Here is a 15,367-nt window from a genome sequence, read left to right on the forward strand (position 1 = left end):
ACCCGCGCGTCCCACGTCGCCAAAGCGGCGCGGGCAGCACGGATGCCGAATGAAGGGAGCGCTGATACACGCTTATGGGGCAGGCGTCAAGTCGCCGCCCCTTCCGGTTCCCCTCAGACCGTTTCGAGCACCTCTGAGATGGCTTTCGTCACCTCGTCGATGGGCCGCATGCCATCGATCTGCTGCAACTGACCGCGCGCGGCGTAATAAGGCGCAACGATCGCGGTGTCGCGGTTATAGGCATCCAGGCGATGACGGAACACTTCCGGATCATCGTCCTTCCGCACCGGCTCGCCGCGCGCCTTCGTCTCTTCTGCCCGGCGCATGATTCGATCCATGAGGAGCGCCTGGTCCACGACCAGCTCGATCACTGCATCGAGCTTGAGCCCCTTTTCGGCCAACATCTGGTCGAGCGCCTCGGCCTGTGCGACCGTGCGCGGAAAGCCATCGAGGATGAAGCCCTTCTGAGCGTCTTCATGCTCAAGCCGCTCGGCGATGATGCCGATGACCACGTCATCCGACACCAGCCCGCCGGCCTCCATCACCGCCTTGGCTTTCAGCCCCACCGGCGTTTGAGCCGCGACAGCGGCGCGCAACATGTCGCCGGTGGACAGCTGAACGATCCCGTGACGGGCCACCAGTCGCTGGGCTTGAGTCCCCTTCCCTGCCCCGGGAGGTCCCAGCAAAATCAACCTCATTTCCGTCTCCCCCCACGCAGCTTGGCCTTCTTAACCAGTCCTTCGTACTGGTGGGCCAAGAGGTGTCCCTGTATCTGAGATACGGTGTCCATCGTGACGCTAACCACGATCAACAACGACGTCCCTCCGAAATAGAACGGAACGGCCGCGTAGGAAATGAGCAGTTCGGGGAAGAGACACACTGCCGCAATGTAAGCAGCACCGACCACCGTGATTCGCGTCAGCACATAGTCGATATATTCGGCGGTCCGCTCGCCCGGACGGATGCCGGGAATGAAGCCGCCGTGCTTCTTCAGATTGTCCGCCGTCTCCACCGGATTAAACACAATCGCGGTGTAGAAGAAGCAGAAGAACACGATAAGCGCGACATAGAGAATCATATACAGCGGCCGACCGTGGCCGAGCTGGGTGGTCACCACGCCCAACCATTCGGGTCCCGAACCCTGCATGAAACTCGCGATCGTCGTCGGAATCAGCAGCAGAGAAGAGGCGAAAATCGGCGGAATAACACCCGACGTGTTCAACTTCAGCGGCAGATGCGAGGACTGCCCCTCGTACAGGCGGTTGCCCACCTGGCGCTTGGGATACTGCACCAGCAGCCGGCGCTGCGCCCGCTCCATGAACACGATGAAGGCGATGAGACCGATCACCATCACCAGCACGAGGAGGATGATGGGGGTCGAAATCGCGCCCTGACGCCCGAGTTCCAGGGTGCGGACGAAGGCGCCCGGAAGTTCCGCGACGATGCCCGCGAAGATAATCAAAGACGTACCGTTGCCGATGCCGCGCGAGGTGATCTGCTCACCCAGCCACATCAGGAACATGGTGCCGCCGGTCAAGGTGATGACCGTGGAGATACGGAAGAAAAGGCCCGGATCCTGGACGACGGACCCGGAACTTTCGAGGCCGACGGAAATGCCATAGGCCTGAAACAGCGCAAGAACCACCGTGAGATAGCGGGTGTATTGATTGATCTGCTTGCGACCGCTCTCGCCTTCCTTCTTCAGCGCTTCCAGCGTCGGTGAGACGGTGGTCAAAAGCTGAATAATGATCGAGGCGGAGATATACGGCATGATGTTCAAGGCGAAGATCGCCATACGTTCAACGGCGCCGCCGGAGAACATGTTGAACAAGCCGATAATGCCGTTCTGCGCGCCGTGAAACACCTGCGAGAGGGCATCGGGATTGATCCCCGGCAGGGGGATATAGGTTCCAAGGCGATACACCAGAAGGGCGCCAAGGGTGAACCAGATGCGCTTCTTCAGTTCCTCGGCCTTGCCGAGGGCGCCGAAATTCAGGTTCGCTGCGAGTTGTTCCGCCGCCGAGACCATGCCTTGCTCCGCTTGGGCCATCCGCGTGGGAACGGCCTATCCATGAGAGGCGGGAGCGCGCGGCGACAGGGCGAGAGCCGGCACGTACCGCATCTTTCCATCGGTCATACCCGCACTCGCCGCGGCAGACCATTGGCGAGATGACGCGCCGGGCCTACGCGATGAGGCGGACAACCGCCTCCAACTTCGGCCCCATGCCCGGAGGGACCTCCAACTATCGAAAACTAAACGCTTTCGACGAAACACAACAAAGGCGGCAGCGAAGCAACCGCTCCGCCGCCGCCCTCAAAATCACGCAGCTTCGACCGAAACCGTCGACATGGTGACAGAGCCACCCGCCTTCTCGATCGCCTCAACCGCCGACTTGGTGGCATAGGCGACCTCGAGGGTCACCTTCGCCTTCAACTCGCCGGAGCCGAGCACGCGCACGCCATCCTTGACGCGGCGAAGAACACCGGCCGCAACGAGCGCGGCAGCGTCGATGGTCGTGCCGGCATCCAGCTTACCCGCGTCGATGGCGGTCTGGATCCGGCCCAGCGACACTTCATTGAAGTCGAGCGCGAAGATGTTGTTGAATCCGCGCTTCGGCAGGCGCCGATGCAACGGCATCTGGCCGCCCTCGAAGCCCTTGATGGCGACGCCGGTGCGGGCCTTCTGGCCCTTGACGCCGCGACCCGCGGTCTTGCCCTTGCCGGAGCCAATGCCCCGGCCGACGCGCATGCGCTTCTTGCGCGCGCCGACATTGTCCCTGATCTCGTCGAGCTTCATCTCGCTTCTCCTCAGTCGACGACGCGGACGAGATGGGCGACCTTCGCGATCATCCCCCGCACCGCCGGCGTGTCCTGAAGGGTCGAACGGCGATGACGCTTGTTCAGCCCGAGGCCCACGAGGGTTGCTTCCTGGTCAGCCGGACGGCGGATCGGCGAACCGACCTGCTCGACGGTGACGGTTTTTCCTTCAGACGCCTTAGCCATGGCGCGCTCCTATTCTGCGAGCCCGGCTCAGTCCGTCGCTTCCGCGTCTTCGACGCGGCGGCGGGACTGGAGCTGCGACACCTTGATACCCCGGCGCGAAGCGACGGAGCGCGGGCTGTCCTGGTTGACCAGGGCATCGAACGTGGCGCGCACCATGTTGTAGGGGTTGGAAGACCCGAACGACTTGGCGACGACATCATGAATGCCGAGCGTCTCGAATACGGCGCGCATGGGGCCGCCAGCGATGATGCCGGTACCGGCCGGTGCCGCGCGCAGGATGACCTTGCCCGCACCGTGGTGCCCATGCACGTCGTGATGCAGGGTGCGGCCTTCGCGCAGCGGCACGCGGATAAGGGCGCGCTTGGCGCTTTCCGTGGCCTTGCGGATGGCTTCCGGCACTTCACGCGCCTTGCCATGACCGAACCCGACGCGACCCTTCTGGTCGCCGACGATAACCAGGGCGGCGAAACCGAAGCGCCGTCCGCCCTTCACAACCTTCGCGACACGATTGATGTGGACCAGCTTGTCCACGAACGTGTTGTCACGATCCTCGCGATCTCCGCGGTGTTCCCGTTCACGGGCCATTTCGCTACGTCCTTCGCGTCAGAACTGAAGGCCGCCTTCGCGGGCGCCCTCAGCGAGCGCCTTGACGCGCCCATGATAGATGTATGCGCCACGGTCGAACACGACCGCGGTCACGCCCTTCGCCGCCGCACGCTCAGCAACCAGCTTGCCGATGGCCTTGGCGGCCTCGGTGTCTGCGCCGGTCTTCAGGGTGCCGCGCAGGTCCTTCTCGAGGCTGGACGCGGCCGCTACGGTCTCGCCCTTCGCATCGTCGATGATCTGCGCATAGATGTGCTGCGAGGTGCGGTGCACCGACAGGCGGGGACGCCCGTTGGCCGCAACGCGAATCGCACGGCGCACCTTGGCCTTGCGGCGCGCCAGCGCCTCCAAATCCTTAGCCATGGTTCGCCTCCGTTACTTCTTCTTGCCTTCCTTGCGGAAGATAAATTCGCCTGCGTATTTGACGCCCTTGCCCTTATAGGGCTCGGGGCCGCGGAACTCGCGGATCTCGGCAGCCACCTGACCGACCTTCTGCTTATCCACGCCCGAAACCAGCACTTCCGTGGGCTTCGGGGTCACGATCTGGATCCCTTCCGGGATCGCATAGATCACGTCGTGGCTATAGCCGAGCGACAGGTTGAGGTTCTTGCCGGCAGCCGCGGCCTTGTAGCCGACGCCGGTGATTTCGAGCTTCTTCTCGAAACCCTTCGTCACGCCTTCGACGAGGTTGGCGACCAGGGTGCGGGACATACCCCACATCGCCCGATGGCGCTGCGTCTCGCCGCGCATGGAGACTTGCAGCTCGGCGCCATTCAGCTCCGCCAGCACTTCTTCCACGAGTGTCAATTCGAGGGCGCCCTTGGGGCCCTTCACCTTCACCGTCTGACCGTCCACGCTGACATTGACGCCGGCGGGAATGGCGACGGGATGCTTGCCGATCTTCGACATGTTTCTCTCCGTCGCTCGCTCAGAACACCGTGCAGAGCACTTCGCCGCCGACATTTTTGTCGCGGGCGTCGTGGTCGGCCATCACGCCCTGGGGCGTGGAAACAACTGCGATGCCAAGACCATTCGCAACGCGCGGGAGGGTCTTGACGGACGCATAGACCCGGCGGCCGGGCTTGGACACGCGCTTGATTTCGCGAATGACCGGCTGGCCGTCGAAATACTTGAGCTCGATCTCGAACTCGGTCCGGCCATTGCCGTGATCGGTCGAGGTGTAGCCGCGGATGTACCCTTCGTCGCGGAGAACATCGAGCAGGCTGGCGCGCAAGCGCGAACCCGGGGTCGAGGTCTTCTCCTTGCGCCGCATCTGGGCGTTGCGGATACGGGTGATCAGATCGCTGATGGGATCGTTGATGGACATGAGCCTCTCCTCACCAGCTCGACTTCACGAGACCCGGGACAAGTCCCTGGGACCCGAGTTCGCGCAGCGCGATACGGCTCATCTTGAGCTTGCGGTAGAACGCGCGGGGGCGCCCGGTCACTTCGCACCGGTTGCGCACGCGGATCTGCGCGGAATTCCGCGGCATCTGCGCGAGCTTGAGGGTGGCGGCAAACCGCTCCTCGATCGGCAGGGTCTTGTCGTTCACGATCGCCTTCAGACCCGCGCGCTTGCCGGCCAAGCTCTTGGAGAGCCTGCGGCGACGCTCGTTTGTCTCGATCGCGCTCTTCTTCGCCATGTCTTGCTCCTGTTCTCCGCGTCTGAAGAGGCCAAAACCCCTCCACAGCCGGAAAATCACAACCTTCTCTTGATTTGAGAGGGAAACGCGCCTCGCGGGAAAACCCGACCCAAGCGCGAATCGCCTCTTCTATACCGTCACTGGCGGAAGGGGAAGTCGAAAGCGCGCAGCAGAGCCCGCGCCTCATCGTCCGTCTTCGCCGTCGTGCACACGATGATGTCCATGCCCCAGACCTGCTCGACCTGGTCATAGTTGATCTCGGGGAACACGATGTGCTCCTTGATGCCCATGGCATAGTTGCCGCGGCCATCGAAGCTCTTCGGGTTCAGGCCGCGGAAGTCTCGCACGCGCGGCAGCGCGATCGTGACCAAGCGGTCCAGAAACTCGAACATGCGCGCCTTGCGAAGGGTGACCTTCGCGCCCACCGGCTGGTTCTCGCGCAGCTTGAAGTTCGAGATCGCCTTGCGAGCCCGCGTCAGAACCGGCTTCTGGCCGGCGATGCGCGCGAGGTCCGCAGCGGCGGTCGTCGCCTTCTTGGTGTCGGCAGTGGCTTCGCCGACGCCCATGTTGATGACGATCTTCTCGATCGCCGGAACCTGCAGCGGGTTCTTATAGCCGAACTGCTCGATCAGCTTCGGCCGCACGACTTCGTCGTAGTGCGTACGCAGCCGGGGGGTATAACTCACCTCAGCCATCGATCCTCTCCCCGGAACGCTTGGCCACGCGGACCTTGGTCCCGTCTTCCAGCACCTGGAAGCCGACGCGCGTCGGCTTGCCGTCCTTGGGGTCGGCGACCGCAAGGTTGGACAGATGGACAGGAGCCTCCTTAGAGATGATCCCGCCTTCCTTGTCCGCCGTCTGGCGCTGGTGGCGCTTGACGATATTGACGCCACGGACGAGCGCACGCTCCTCCTTCGGCATCACCTGAATAACCTCGCCGGTGCGACCCTTATCGCGGCCGATGAGAACGACGACCTTGTCGCCCTTTTTGATCTTCGCCGCCATCACAGCACCTCCGGCGCCAGCGAGATGATCTTCATGTGGTTCTTGGCGCGGAGTTCGCGCGGAACCGGTCCGAAGATACGAGTGCCCACCGGCTCTTTCTGATTGTTGATCAGCACGGCCGCATTGCGGTCGAAGCGGATCACAGAACCATCGACGCGACGAATGTCCTTGGCCGTGCGCACCACGACGGCCTTCATGACATCGCCCTTCTTAACGCGGCCACGCGGAATCGCTTCCTTGACCGACACCACGATGATGTCGCCAACGTGAGCATATTTCCGCTTGGACCCGCCCAGCACCTTGATGCACATGACGCGACGCGCGCCGGAATTGTCCGCCACGTCGAGATTGGTCTGCATCTGGATCATGACGCACCTGTTCTCGTCATCCAGCGCCGCCGGCAAGCCGGCATTGCCCGTTCCACATACCGTGCCCGCTCATCGGTACACGGTTCTCACTGCGATGCGGTCTCCACTCGGTCCAGGCGTCCCGAACTCGACGGACCCAGCATCGGAGCGCTTCGTTTTTAGACCTCGGCCCGCTTCTCGCCCTGGACCACGATCCAGTTCTTCAGCTTAGACAGAGGCCGATGCTCTTCGATCCAAACGATATCGCCCACATGATACGAATTGTCCGCATCATGCGCGTGATACTTCTTGGACCGACGAACGGTCTTCTTCAGCAGCGGGTGAGTGAAGCGACGCTCCACCCGGACCACCACCGTCTTGTCCTGCTTGTCGCTCACCACGACGCCTTGGAGCACGCGCTTCGGCATCGTTCCCTCACTTCGCCTTCGACGCGGCCGCGCCGCGCTTGGTGGTCTGCACGGTCTTGACCCGCGCGATATCGCGACGGATCTCCTTGGACCGCGCCGTGTTCTCCAGCTGACCCGTCGCCTTCTGGAAGCGCAGGTTGAACTGTTCCTTCTTCAGCTTCAGCAGCTCATCGGCGAGCTGATCGGGGCTGAGGGCCCGAACGTCCTCGGCTTTCATGAGCCTCTCCTCACTCGGCGATGCGCTGAATGAAGCGCGTCTTGATGGGCAGTTTCGCGGCGGCGAGCGTGAGAGCCTCACGGGCCGTCTCGACGCTGACACCGTCGATTTCAAACATGATGCGGCCGGGCTTGATCTTGGCCGCCCAATATTCCGGGGCGCCCTTGCCCTTACCCATACGAACTTCGGTGGGCTTGGAGGTCACGGGCACATCGGGGAAAACGCGGATCCACACGCGACCGGCACGCTTCATGTGACGGGTCAGTGCGCGACGCGCGGCTTCGATCTGGCGGGCCGTAACGCGCTCGGGCTCGAGCGCCTTCAGGCCGAATTCGCCAAAATTCAGTTCCGTGCCGCCCTTAGCGACGCCGTGAATGCGTCCCTTGAACTGCTTGCGGAATTTCGTGCGCTTGGGTTGCAGCATGGCTTATCGCCTTTCTCTCTGCTCGAGCGTCAGGCCGCGTCGCGATCGCGGTCACGACCATGGTCGCGATCACGTTCACGCCGGGGCGGACGCCCGCTCGGGCCGTCACTCTCGGCCAGGCGCTTGTCCTGGGCCATGGGATCGTGCTCGAGGATTTCACCCTTGAAGACCCACACCTTCACGCCGCACGTCCCGTAGGTCGTGAAGGCGGTGGCGGTGCCGTAGTCCACGTCGGCGCGCAAGGTATGCAGAGGCACGCGGCCTTCGCGGTACCATTCCAGGCGCGCAATCTCAGCCCCACCAAGACGGCCGGAGCAGTTGATCCGGATACCCTCGGCGCCGAGACGCATCGCCGACTGAACGGCGCGCTTCATGGCGCGGCGGAACGCAACGCGGCGCTCCAGCTGCTGGGCAATAGATTCAGCCACCAACCGCGCATCGATTTCCGGCTTGCGAATCTCGACGATGTTGATGAAGACTTCCGACTTGGTCATGTCGGCAACCTTCTTACGAAGCTTGTCGATGTCGGCGCCCTTCTTGCCGATCACCACGCCCGGGCGGGCGGAATGGATCGTCACGCGGCACTTCTTGTGCGGACGCTCGATGACCACCTTGGACACCGCGGCCTGCTTAAGAAGCTTGAACAGCATCTTGCGGATCTTGATGTCCTCGTGGAGCAGCTGGCCGTATTCGCCCTTGTTGGCGAACCAGCGGCTGTCCCACGTGCGGTTGATGCCGAGCCGCAGCCCGATCGGATTGACCTTCTGACCCATCAGGCCCGCTCCTCAACTTCACGCACCACGATGGTGATCTGCGCGAACGGCTTCTCGATGCGCGAGGCGCGACCGCGCGCCCGCGGCGAAAACCGCTTCATCACCAGACCCTTGCCCACATGCGCTTCGGCAACGATCAGATCGTCGACGTCCAGCTCGTGGTTGTTCTCGGCGTTGGCGATCGCGCTCTCGAGGCACTTCTTCACGTCGCGGGCGATCCGCTTGCGAGAAAACTCGAGATCGGCGAGCGCCGTCGCCACCTTCTTGCCGCGGATCAGACCCGCGACGAGGTTCAGCTTCTGCGGGGAGACGCGCAGATTGCGCGCGACCGCTTTGGCTTCGTTGTCCGCGAGAGCGCGGGGCTTTGCCTGCTTACCCATGGCCTATCACCGCCGCTTCGACTTCTTGTCGGCCGCATGCCCGTAATAGGTACGGGTCGGCGAGAACTCGCCGAACTTGTGGCCGACCATGTCTTCCGACACATAAACAGGGACGTGCTTCTGGCCGTTATAAACGCCGAAAGTAAGACCCACGAACTGGGGGAGGATCGTCGAACGACGGCTCCAGATCTTAATCGTATCGTTGCGACCCGAAGCACGCGCGGTGTCTGCCTTCTTGAGCAGATAGCCGTCGACGAACGGGCCCTTCCAAATCGCTCTTGACATAAGTCAGGCCCTCACTTCTTCCGCTTGTGACGGCTGGTCACGATGAACCGATCCGTCGCCTTGTTGTTGCGGGTCTTCTTGCCTTTGGTCGGGAGGCCCCACGGGGTGACCGGATGACGGCCGCCCGAGGTACGTCCTTCACCACCGCCGTGGGGGTGATCGACCGGGTTCATGGTCACGCCGCGGTTATGCGGCTTGCGTCCGAGCCAGCGGTTACGACCCGCCTTGCCCAGAGAAATGTTCATGTGGTCCGGGTTCGAAACCGCACCCACCGTCGCGTAGCACGCCCCGTGCACCAGACGCTGCTCGCCCGAGTTCAGGCGAACGATGACATAGCCGTGGTCGCGGCCGACGATCTGCGCGTAGGCGCCAGCCGAACGGGCCATCTGGCCGCCCTTGCCGATCTTCAGCTCGACGTTGTGCACGATCGTGCCGACCGGCAGGTTCGCCAGCGGTCCGGCGTTACCCGGCTTCACGTCCACCTGCTCGCCGGCGATCACGCTATCGCCCACTGCCAGGCGCTGCGGTGCCAAGATATAGGACAGATCGCCGTCTTCGTACTTGACCAGGGCGATGAAGGCCGAACGGTTGGGATCGTATTCGATCCGCTCCACCACGGCCGCCATGTCGCGCTTGGCGCGCTTGAAATCCACCAGACGGTAGGTCTGCTTGTGGCCGCCGCCACGGAAACGAACCGTGATGCGACCGTTGTTGTTGCGGCCACCCGAGGAGCTCTTGCCCTCGGTCAGCGTCTTCACCGGCTTGCCCTTGTAGAGGCCGGAGCGGTCCACGATCACGAGCTGGCGGAGGCTCGGCGTGACCGGCTTGAAATGCTTCAGCGCCATGGTCTTATTCCCGTCCCTCTGCTCACAGGCCCGTGGTGACGTCGATGGTTTGGCCCTCTTCGAGGGTCACGACCGCCTTCTTCACGTCGGACTGCACACCTTTGCGGCCTTTGAAGATCTTCACCTTGCCCTTACGGACGAGGGTGTTGACGCTCTTCACCTTCACGTCGAACAGCTTCTCCACCGCCTCCTTGATCTGGGGCTTGGTGGCGGTGCGGGCGACCTTGAAGACGACCTTGTTGAATTCGCTCGCCGCCGTCGCCTTCTCGGTGATGACGGGAGACAGGATCACGTCGTAATGACGCGGCTCGATGTTCCGCTGCGGGCTCATTTGAAGCGCGCCTCCAGCGCGTCCACGGCTGCCTTGGTCAGGACCAGGGTGTCACGCCGCAGGATGTCGTAAACGTTGATGCCCTGGATCGGCAGAACGTCCACGTAAGGGAGATTGCGCGCCGCCATGGCGACGTTCGCCTCCACTTCGGAGCCGTCCACGATCAGCACCGAAGCCCAACCGAGCTTCGCGAACTGTTCCTTCAGAGCCTTGGTCTTGGGGTCGGTCAGCGACATCTGGTCGAGAACGACGATCTGCTCCGCTTTCGCCTTGGACGAAAGCGCATGCTTCAGCGCCAGGGCCCGCACCTTCTTCGGCAGGTCGATGGCGTGGGACCGCACGACCGGACCGAAGGCGCGGCCACCGCCACGAAACTGCGGCGCAGACGCCGCACCGTGACGGGCGTTGCCCGTGCCCTTCTGCTTATAGAGCTTCTTGGACGTGCGGTTGATTTCCGAACGACCCTTGGTGCGATGCGTACCAGCCTGGCGACGGGACAGCTGCCAGGTCACGCACCGGTGCAAGATATCCGCACGGGGCTCGAGACCGAAAATCTCGTCCGAGAGCGTCACCGAACCTGCGTCGGCACCATCGAGCGTCTTGACGGCGATTTCCATCACGCGCCCTCCCCGTTCGTCGCTTCAGCCTGCACCTCGGCCGAGCTGCCATTGCCGTCGCGCAGCTTGAACGCGCCGGGCTTGGGAGCTTCGGTGGGCAGACGCTTCTTGACCGCATCACGAACCATGATCCAGCCGCCGGCGTGACCCGGAACCGCACCTTCAACCGCGATCAGGCCGCGCTCGACGTCGGTCATCACGACCTTCAGGTTCTGGGTGGTGACGGTGACGTCGCCCATGTGACCCGGCATCTTCTTGTTCTTGAAGGTCTTGCCAGGATCCTGGCGACCACCGGTCGAACCGATGGAGCGGTGCGAAATCGACACGCCGTGCGTCGCCCGCAGACCACCGAAATTGTGCCGCTTCATACCGCCGGCAAAGCCCTTGCCGATGGTGGTGCCGGTCACGTCCACATACTGGCCCACAACGAAGTGGTCAGCTGTGATCTCGGCGCCGACCGGAATGAGGCCTTCGGCGTCCACGCGGAATTCCGCGAGCTTACGCTTGGGCTCCACCTCGGCCACCGCGAAGTGGCCCCGCTCGGCGCGGGTGGTGTTCTTCGGCTTGCGACGGCCAGCACCGAGCTGAACCGCGACATATCCGTTGCTATCGAGCGTGCGGTGGGCAACCACCTGGCAGCTCTCAACTTTCAGCACAGTGACCGGAACATGTTCACCTGCATCCGTGAAGATGCGTGTCATGCCGACCTTCTGGGCGATGACGCCTGACCGCATGGTCGTGTCTCCTCGCCTCACTTCAGAGCTTGATTTCGACGTCAACGCCGGCGGCGAGGTCGAGCTTCATCAGCGCGTCCACCGTCTGGGGCGTCGGATCGACAATATCGAGCAACCGCTTGTGAGTACGCATCTCAAACTGCTCGCGCGACTTCTTATCGACGTGCGGAGACCGGTTGACGGTGAACTTCTCGATCCGCGTCGGCAGCGGAATCGGGCCGCGCACCTGCGCGCCCGTGCGCTTGGCCGTGGCGACGATCTCGCGTGTTGACGCATCGAGGATGCGATGATCGAACGCCTTCAGGCGGATTCGAATGTTCTGGCCGTTCATGGCTCTAGGGCTCCACGAAAGAGGGACGCATGGGCGAACCACGCGCCCCCGTTCAAACTTCTATTTCACTCGATGATTGAAGCGACGACGCCAGCGCCGACGGTCCGGCCACCTTCACGGATGGCGAAGCGCAGCTTCTCCTCCATGGCGATGGGAACGATCAGGGCCACGTCCATCGAAACATTGTCCCCGGGCATCACCATTTCGGTGCCCTCGGGAAGCGTGCAGATGCCCGTCACGTCCGTCGTGCGGAAGTAGAACTGCGGGCGGTAGTTGGTGAAGAACGGCGTATGACGGCCGCCTTCTTCCTTCGTCAGGATGTAGGCTTCGGCCTTGAACTTCGTGTGCGGCTTCACCGAACCCGGCTTGCACACCACCTGGCCGCGCTCCACGTCCTCGCGCTTGGTGCCACGCACCAGGATGCCCACGTTGTCGCCCGCCTGGCCCTGGTCCAGCAGCTTGCGGAACATTTCGACGCCGGTCACCGTGGTCTTGGTGGTCGGGCGGATGCCGACGATCTCGACTTCCTCGCCCACCTTGATGATCCCGCGCTCCACGCGACCCGTCACAACCGTGCCGCGGCCAGAGATCGAGAACACGTCCTCGATCGGCATCAGGAACGGCAGGTCAACCGGACGCTCCGGCTGCGGGATGTAGCTGTCCACCGCCGCCATCAGCTTGAGAACCGCCTCATGGCCCAGCTCGGGGGACTTGCCCTCGAGCGCCATCAGCGCCGAGCCGTGGATGATCGGGATGTCGTCGCCCGGGAAGTCGTACTTCGACAGAAGCTCGCGCACTTCCATCTCCACGAGCTCCAGCAGCTCGGGATCGTCCACCATGTCGCACTTGTTCAGGAACACCACCAGCGCAGGCACGCCCACCTGGCGCGCAAGCAGGATGTGCTCGCGGGTCTGCGGCATCGGGCCGTCGGCAGCCGACACCACCAGGATCGCGCCGTCCATCTGCGCCGCGCCCGTGATCATGTTCTTCACATAGTCGGCGTGGCCGGGGCAGTCCACGTGCGCATAGTGGCGGTTCGCGGTCTCGTATTCCACGTGCGCCGTCGAAATCGTGATGCCGCGCGCCTTCTCTTCCGGCGCCTTGTCGATCTGGTCGTACGCCGTGAACGTCGCGCCACCCGCTTCCGCAAGCACCTTCGTGATCGCGGCCGTCAGGGACGTCTTGCCATGATCAACGTGACCAATGGTGCCGATGTTGCAGTGCGGCTTGTTGCGTTCAAATTTTGCTTTGGCCATGGGACTCTCCGTTGGGTCTCTCTGGCGATTTCTCGATCAGGGTTCGGTTATGAAGCTCAGGCGTATTTCGCCTGAACCTCCTGCGCGACATTCGACGGCACTTGTTCATAGTGGTCGAACTGCATGGTGAAAGTTGCCCGGCCCTGGCTGAAGGACCGCAGCGTGTTCACGTAGCCGAACATGTTGGCCAGCGGCACCATCGCATTGATGACGTTCGCATTGCCGCGCATGTCCTGGCCCTGGATCTGGCCACGGCGAGAATTCAGATCGCCGATCACCGAACCCGTATAGTCTTCAGGCGTCACCACCTCGACCTTCATGATCGGCTCCAGCAGCACCGAGCCGCCCTTCTGAAGGGCTTCACGGAACGCTGCACGGGAGGCGATTTCGAACGCGAGAGCGGACGAGTCCACTTCGTGATACGCGCCGTCGGTGAGCTGAACCTTGACATCCACCACCGGGAAGTTCGCCAGCACGCCCGCACCGAGCACGCTTTCGAGGCCCTTCTGGACGCCCGGGATATATTCCTTAGGCACCGCGCCGCCGACGATCACGCTCTCGAAGGTGAAGCCCTTGCCGACTTCGTTCGGCTCGACCGTGAACTTCACCCGCGCAAACTGGCCAGTACCGCCGGTCTGCTTCTTATGGGTGTAGTCGACCTCGGTCTTCTTCGTGATGGTCTCGCGATAGGCCACCTGGGGGGCGCCGATATTGGCGTCCACCTTGTAGGTCCGGCGCAGAATGTCGACCTTAATGTCGAGATGCAGTTCGCCCATGCCCTTGAGGATGGTCTGGCCGCTTTCGAAATCGGTCGACACGCGGAAGGACGGATCCTCCGCCGCCAGCTTGGAGAGCGCGATACCGAGCTTTTCCTGGTCCGCCTTGGACTTGGGCTCGATGGCGATCTCAATCACCGGCTCTGGGAATTCCATCTTCTCAAGGATGACCGGATTGGCGGTGTCGCACAGCGTATCGCCGGTGCGCACATCCTTCAGGCCGGCCAGAGCGACGATGTCGCCCGCATAGGCTTCCTTGATGTCTTCGCGGTTGTTGGCATGCATCAACAGCATCCGGCCGACGCGCTCACGCTTGTCGCGGGTGGAGTTGAGCAGACCCATGCCGGTTTCGAGCTTGCCCGAATAGACGCGGCAGAAGGTGATGGTGCCGACGAAGGGGTCGTCCATGATCTTGAACGCAAGGACCGACAGCGGATCCGAGTCGCTCGGCATGCGGACGATGTCTTCTTCGGTCCGGAAGTCGATGCCCTTGATCGCGCCACGATCGATCGGGCTCGGCAGGAAGTCGACAACCGCGTCGAGCAGGGGCTGAACACCCTTGTTCTTGAAGGCAGAGCCGCAGAACACCGGGTTGAACTTACGCGTCACGACCGCCTTGCGGATCAGCGCCTTCAGGGTCGCTTCGTCCGGCTCGGTGCCGTCGAGGTAAGCAGCCATGGCGTCGTCGTCGAGTTCGACGGCGGCTTCCACCAGCTTGTTGCGATATTCGGCGGCCTTGTCGGCGAGATCCGCGGGGATCTCCTCGTCATGGAACTTCGCGCCGAGGGCTTCGTCTTCCCACACCACCGCCTTCATGCGGACGAGGTCGATGATGCCCTTGAAATTGTTCTCGGAGCCGATCGGCAGCTGGCAGCACACGGGGTTGCCGGCCACGCGGTCGATGATCATCTCGACGCAGCGGTAGAAATCGGCACCGGTCTTGTCCATCTTGTTGACGAACACGATGCGGGGCACGTTGTACTTGTCGGCCTGGCGCCACACGGTCTCGGTCTGGGGCTCGACGCCCTGGTTGCCGTCGAGCACGCAGACGGCACCGTCGAGCACACGCAGGGAACGCTCAACTTCGATGGTGAAGTCCACGTGGCCCGGGGTGTCGATGATGTTCAGGCGCTTGCCGTTCCAGAAGGCGGTCGTAGCAGCAGAAGTGATCGTGATGCCACGCTCCTGCTCCTGCGTCATCCAATCCATGGTGGCGGCGCCATCATGGACTTCGCCGATCTTGTGGCTCTTGCCGGTATAATAGAGAATCCGCTCGGTGGTCGTGGTCTTGCCGGCATCAATGTGGGCCATGATGCCGAAATTACGGTAGTCCTCGATGGCGTTAAGGCGCGGCATGACTGAGGTCCTC

Annotated in this window: 25 protein-coding genes; all 25 read right to left on the reverse strand. The window is 62.8% G+C overall.

Translation table 11 applies throughout. The features are described 5' to 3' along the window. Positions 1 to 113: 113 nt before the first annotated feature. The 25 genes from V5F68_RS11025 to fusA all read right to left on the reverse strand — a co-directional run bounded on the left by V5F68_RS11025 (position 114) and on the right by fusA (position 15,354). Positions 114 to 698, reverse strand: coding sequence for an adenylate kinase (locus tag V5F68_RS11025; protein WP_394012586.1), 585 nt, complete (start codon positions 696 to 698; stop codon positions 114 to 116). Then, positions 695 to 2,029 carry a preprotein translocase subunit SecY gene (gene secY / locus V5F68_RS11030; protein ID WP_394012587.1) on the reverse strand — a complete coding sequence of 445 codons (1,335 nt, stop codon included), beginning with the start codon at positions 2,027 to 2,029 and terminating at the stop codon, positions 695 to 697. The genes V5F68_RS11025 and secY overlap by 4 nt, the downstream gene beginning before the upstream one ends. A 291-nt stretch (positions 2,030 to 2,320) precedes the next feature. Beyond that, positions 2,321 to 2,797, reverse strand: coding sequence for a 50S ribosomal protein L15 (gene rplO / locus V5F68_RS11035; RefSeq protein ID WP_394012588.1), 477 nt, complete (start codon positions 2,795 to 2,797; stop codon positions 2,321 to 2,323). A gap of 11 nt (positions 2,798 to 2,808) precedes the next feature. Then, the gene (gene rpmD / locus V5F68_RS11040) at positions 2,809 to 3,003 is read right to left on the reverse strand and encodes a 50S ribosomal protein L30 (protein WP_394012589.1); all 195 of its coding nucleotides are present in this window, start codon (positions 3,001 to 3,003) and stop codon (positions 2,809 to 2,811) included. Between the two features lie 27 nt (positions 3,004 to 3,030). Beyond that, a complete protein-coding gene (gene rpsE, locus V5F68_RS11045) occupies positions 3,031 to 3,588 on the reverse strand; it encodes a 30S ribosomal protein S5 (RefSeq protein WP_348845067.1) in 558 nt (185 codons plus the stop codon). A gap of 18 nt (positions 3,589 to 3,606) precedes the next feature. Then, complete coding sequence (rplR, locus tag V5F68_RS11050; RefSeq protein ID WP_348845066.1) at positions 3,607 to 3,969, reverse strand: 50S ribosomal protein L18; 363 nt, start codon at positions 3,967 to 3,969, stop codon at positions 3,607 to 3,609. Between the two features lie 12 nt (positions 3,970 to 3,981). Beyond that, entirely contained in the window at positions 3,982 to 4,515 is a 534-nt protein-coding gene (rplF, locus tag V5F68_RS11055; protein ID WP_394012590.1) for a 50S ribosomal protein L6, read from the reverse strand. A gap of 19 nt (positions 4,516 to 4,534) precedes the next feature. Continuing rightward, positions 4,535 to 4,933, reverse strand: a complete 399-nt coding sequence (gene rpsH, locus V5F68_RS11060; RefSeq protein WP_348845064.1) for a 30S ribosomal protein S8 — start codon at positions 4,931 to 4,933, stop codon at positions 4,535 to 4,537. A 10-nt stretch (positions 4,934 to 4,943) separates the two neighbouring features. Then, positions 4,944 to 5,249 (reverse strand): 30S ribosomal protein S14, encoded by a 306-nt coding sequence (rpsN, locus tag V5F68_RS11065; protein ID WP_394012591.1) that lies wholly within the window; start codon positions 5,247 to 5,249, stop codon positions 4,944 to 4,946. Positions 5,250 to 5,386: 137 nt separating this feature from the next. Then, positions 5,387 to 5,944 (reverse strand): 50S ribosomal protein L5, encoded by a 558-nt coding sequence (gene rplE / locus V5F68_RS11070; RefSeq protein WP_348845062.1) that lies wholly within the window; start codon positions 5,942 to 5,944, stop codon positions 5,387 to 5,389. After that, entirely contained in the window at positions 5,937 to 6,254 is a 318-nt protein-coding gene (rplX, locus tag V5F68_RS11075; protein WP_348845061.1) for a 50S ribosomal protein L24, read from the reverse strand. Before rplX ends, rplE begins: the two co-directional genes overlap by 8 nt. Next, entirely contained in the window at positions 6,254 to 6,622 is a 369-nt protein-coding gene (rplN, locus tag V5F68_RS11080) for a 50S ribosomal protein L14 (RefSeq protein WP_029006297.1), read from the reverse strand. The genes rplX and rplN overlap by 1 nt, the downstream gene beginning before the upstream one ends. 158 nt (positions 6,623 to 6,780) lie before the next feature. Continuing rightward, positions 6,781 to 7,029 (reverse strand): 30S ribosomal protein S17, encoded by a 249-nt coding sequence (gene rpsQ / locus V5F68_RS11085; RefSeq protein WP_348845060.1) that lies wholly within the window; start codon positions 7,027 to 7,029, stop codon positions 6,781 to 6,783. Between the two features lie 7 nt (positions 7,030 to 7,036). Continuing rightward, complete coding sequence (gene rpmC / locus V5F68_RS11090; RefSeq protein WP_348845059.1) at positions 7,037 to 7,246, reverse strand: 50S ribosomal protein L29; 210 nt, start codon at positions 7,244 to 7,246, stop codon at positions 7,037 to 7,039. Positions 7,247 to 7,256: 10 nt separating this feature from the next. After that, the gene (gene rplP, locus V5F68_RS11095; protein ID WP_348845058.1) at positions 7,257 to 7,670 is read right to left on the reverse strand and encodes a 50S ribosomal protein L16; all 414 of its coding nucleotides are present in this window, start codon (positions 7,668 to 7,670) and stop codon (positions 7,257 to 7,259) included. 29 nt (positions 7,671 to 7,699) lie between these two features. After that, positions 7,700 to 8,443: a 30S ribosomal protein S3 gene (gene rpsC, locus V5F68_RS11100; RefSeq protein WP_348845057.1), complete on the reverse strand. Its 744-nt coding sequence runs from the start codon at positions 8,441 to 8,443 to the stop codon at positions 7,700 to 7,702. After that, complete coding sequence (rplV, locus tag V5F68_RS11105; protein ID WP_348845056.1) at positions 8,443 to 8,823, reverse strand: 50S ribosomal protein L22; 381 nt, start codon at positions 8,821 to 8,823, stop codon at positions 8,443 to 8,445. Before rplV ends, rpsC begins: the two co-directional genes overlap by 1 nt. A gap of 6 nt (positions 8,824 to 8,829) precedes the next feature. Then, positions 8,830 to 9,108 (reverse strand): 30S ribosomal protein S19, encoded by a 279-nt coding sequence (gene rpsS, locus V5F68_RS11110; protein WP_209105111.1) that lies wholly within the window; start codon positions 9,106 to 9,108, stop codon positions 8,830 to 8,832. Positions 9,109 to 9,119: 11 nt separating this feature from the next. Continuing rightward, positions 9,120 to 9,953: a 50S ribosomal protein L2 gene (rplB, locus tag V5F68_RS11115; protein ID WP_394012592.1), complete on the reverse strand. Its 834-nt coding sequence runs from the start codon at positions 9,951 to 9,953 to the stop codon at positions 9,120 to 9,122. 22 nt (positions 9,954 to 9,975) lie between these two features. Next, complete coding sequence (locus tag V5F68_RS11120; protein WP_348845054.1) at positions 9,976 to 10,284, reverse strand: 50S ribosomal protein L23; 309 nt, start codon at positions 10,282 to 10,284, stop codon at positions 9,976 to 9,978. Beyond that, positions 10,281 to 10,901: a 50S ribosomal protein L4 gene (rplD, locus tag V5F68_RS11125; protein ID WP_394012593.1), complete on the reverse strand. Its 621-nt coding sequence runs from the start codon at positions 10,899 to 10,901 to the stop codon at positions 10,281 to 10,283. Before rplD ends, V5F68_RS11120 begins: the two co-directional genes overlap by 4 nt. Beyond that, entirely contained in the window at positions 10,901 to 11,635 is a 735-nt protein-coding gene (gene rplC / locus V5F68_RS11130) for a 50S ribosomal protein L3 (RefSeq protein WP_394012594.1), read from the reverse strand. The genes rplD and rplC overlap by 1 nt, the downstream gene beginning before the upstream one ends. 22 nt (positions 11,636 to 11,657) lie before the next feature. After that, the gene (gene rpsJ, locus V5F68_RS11135; protein WP_348845050.1) at positions 11,658 to 11,966 is read right to left on the reverse strand and encodes a 30S ribosomal protein S10; all 309 of its coding nucleotides are present in this window, start codon (positions 11,964 to 11,966) and stop codon (positions 11,658 to 11,660) included. 65 nt (positions 11,967 to 12,031) lie between these two features. Next, the gene (gene tuf, locus V5F68_RS11140; protein WP_509274666.1) at positions 12,032 to 13,222 is read right to left on the reverse strand and encodes an elongation factor Tu; all 1,191 of its coding nucleotides are present in this window, start codon (positions 13,220 to 13,222) and stop codon (positions 12,032 to 12,034) included. A gap of 56 nt (positions 13,223 to 13,278) precedes the next feature. After that, positions 13,279 to 15,354, reverse strand: a complete 2,076-nt coding sequence (fusA, locus tag V5F68_RS11145) for an elongation factor G (RefSeq protein ID WP_348845048.1) — start codon at positions 15,352 to 15,354, stop codon at positions 13,279 to 13,281. Between the last annotated feature and the right edge of the window lie 13 nt (positions 15,355 to 15,367).

Origin of the sequence: Roseixanthobacter pseudopolyaromaticivorans, assembly GCF_043195145.2 — a bacterium.
GTDB lineage: Bacteria > Pseudomonadota > Alphaproteobacteria > Rhizobiales > Xanthobacteraceae > NCEH01.

Coding starts and splice junctions, on each gene's coding strand:
- V5F68_RS11025 (WP_394012586.1), bottom strand. CDS start 698: ATGAGGTTGATTTTGCTGGGACCTCCCGGGGCAGGGAAGGGGACTCAA.
- secY (WP_394012587.1), bottom strand. CDS start 2,029: ATGGTCTCGGCGGCGGAACAACTCGCAGCGAACCTGAATTTCGGCGCC.
- rplO (WP_394012588.1), bottom strand. CDS start 2,797: ATGAAGCTCGACGAGATCAGGGACAATGTCGGCGCGCGCAAGAAGCGC.
- rpmD (WP_394012589.1), bottom strand. CDS start 3,003: ATGGCTAAGGCGTCTGAAGGAAAAACCGTCACCGTCGAGCAGGTCGGT.
- rpsE (WP_348845067.1), bottom strand. CDS start 3,588: ATGGCCCGTGAACGGGAACACCGCGGAGATCGCGAGGATCGTGACAAC.
- rplR (WP_348845066.1), bottom strand. CDS start 3,969: ATGGCTAAGGATTTGGAGGCGCTGGCGCGCCGCAAGGCCAAGGTGCGC.
- rplF (WP_394012590.1), bottom strand. CDS start 4,515: ATGTCGAAGATCGGCAAGCATCCCGTCGCCATTCCCGCCGGCGTCAAT.
- rpsH (WP_348845064.1), bottom strand. CDS start 4,933: ATGTCCATCAACGATCCCATCAGCGATCTGATCACCCGTATCCGCAAC.
- rpsN (WP_394012591.1), bottom strand. CDS start 5,249: ATGGCGAAGAAGAGCGCGATCGAGACAAACGAGCGTCGCCGCAGGCTC.
- rplE (WP_348845062.1), bottom strand. CDS start 5,944: ATGGCTGAGGTGAGTTATACCCCCCGGCTGCGTACGCACTACGACGAA.
- rplX (WP_348845061.1), bottom strand. CDS start 6,254: ATGGCGGCGAAGATCAAAAAGGGCGACAAGGTCGTCGTTCTCATCGGC.
- rplN (WP_029006297.1), bottom strand. CDS start 6,622: ATGATCCAGATGCAGACCAATCTCGACGTGGCGGACAATTCCGGCGCG.
- rpsQ (WP_348845060.1), bottom strand. CDS start 7,029: ATGCCGAAGCGCGTGCTCCAAGGCGTCGTGGTGAGCGACAAGCAGGAC.
- rpmC (WP_348845059.1), bottom strand. CDS start 7,246: ATGAAAGCCGAGGACGTTCGGGCCCTCAGCCCCGATCAGCTCGCCGAT.
- rplP (WP_348845058.1), bottom strand. CDS start 7,670: ATGCTGCAACCCAAGCGCACGAAATTCCGCAAGCAGTTCAAGGGACGC.
- rpsC (WP_348845057.1), bottom strand. CDS start 8,443: ATGGGTCAGAAGGTCAATCCGATCGGGCTGCGGCTCGGCATCAACCGC.
- rplV (WP_348845056.1), bottom strand. CDS start 8,823: ATGGGTAAGCAGGCAAAGCCCCGCGCTCTCGCGGACAACGAAGCCAAA.
- rpsS (WP_209105111.1), bottom strand. CDS start 9,108: ATGTCAAGAGCGATTTGGAAGGGCCCGTTCGTCGACGGCTATCTGCTC.
- rplB (WP_394012592.1), bottom strand. CDS start 9,953: ATGGCGCTGAAGCATTTCAAGCCGGTCACGCCGAGCCTCCGCCAGCTC.
- V5F68_RS11120 (WP_348845054.1), bottom strand. CDS start 10,284: ATGAGCCCGCAGCGGAACATCGAGCCGCGTCATTACGACGTGATCCTG.
- rplD (WP_394012593.1), bottom strand. CDS start 10,901: ATGGAAATCGCCGTCAAGACGCTCGATGGTGCCGACGCAGGTTCGGTG.
- rplC (WP_394012594.1), bottom strand. CDS start 11,635: ATGCGGTCAGGCGTCATCGCCCAGAAGGTCGGCATGACACGCATCTTC.
- rpsJ (WP_348845050.1), bottom strand. CDS start 11,966: ATGAACGGCCAGAACATTCGAATCCGCCTGAAGGCGTTCGATCATCGC.
- tuf (WP_509274666.1), bottom strand. CDS start 13,222: ATGGCCAAAGCAAAATTTGAACGCAACAAGCCGCACTGCAACATCGGC.
- fusA (WP_348845048.1), bottom strand. CDS start 15,354: ATGCCGCGCCTTAACGCCATCGAGGACTACCGTAATTTCGGCATCATG.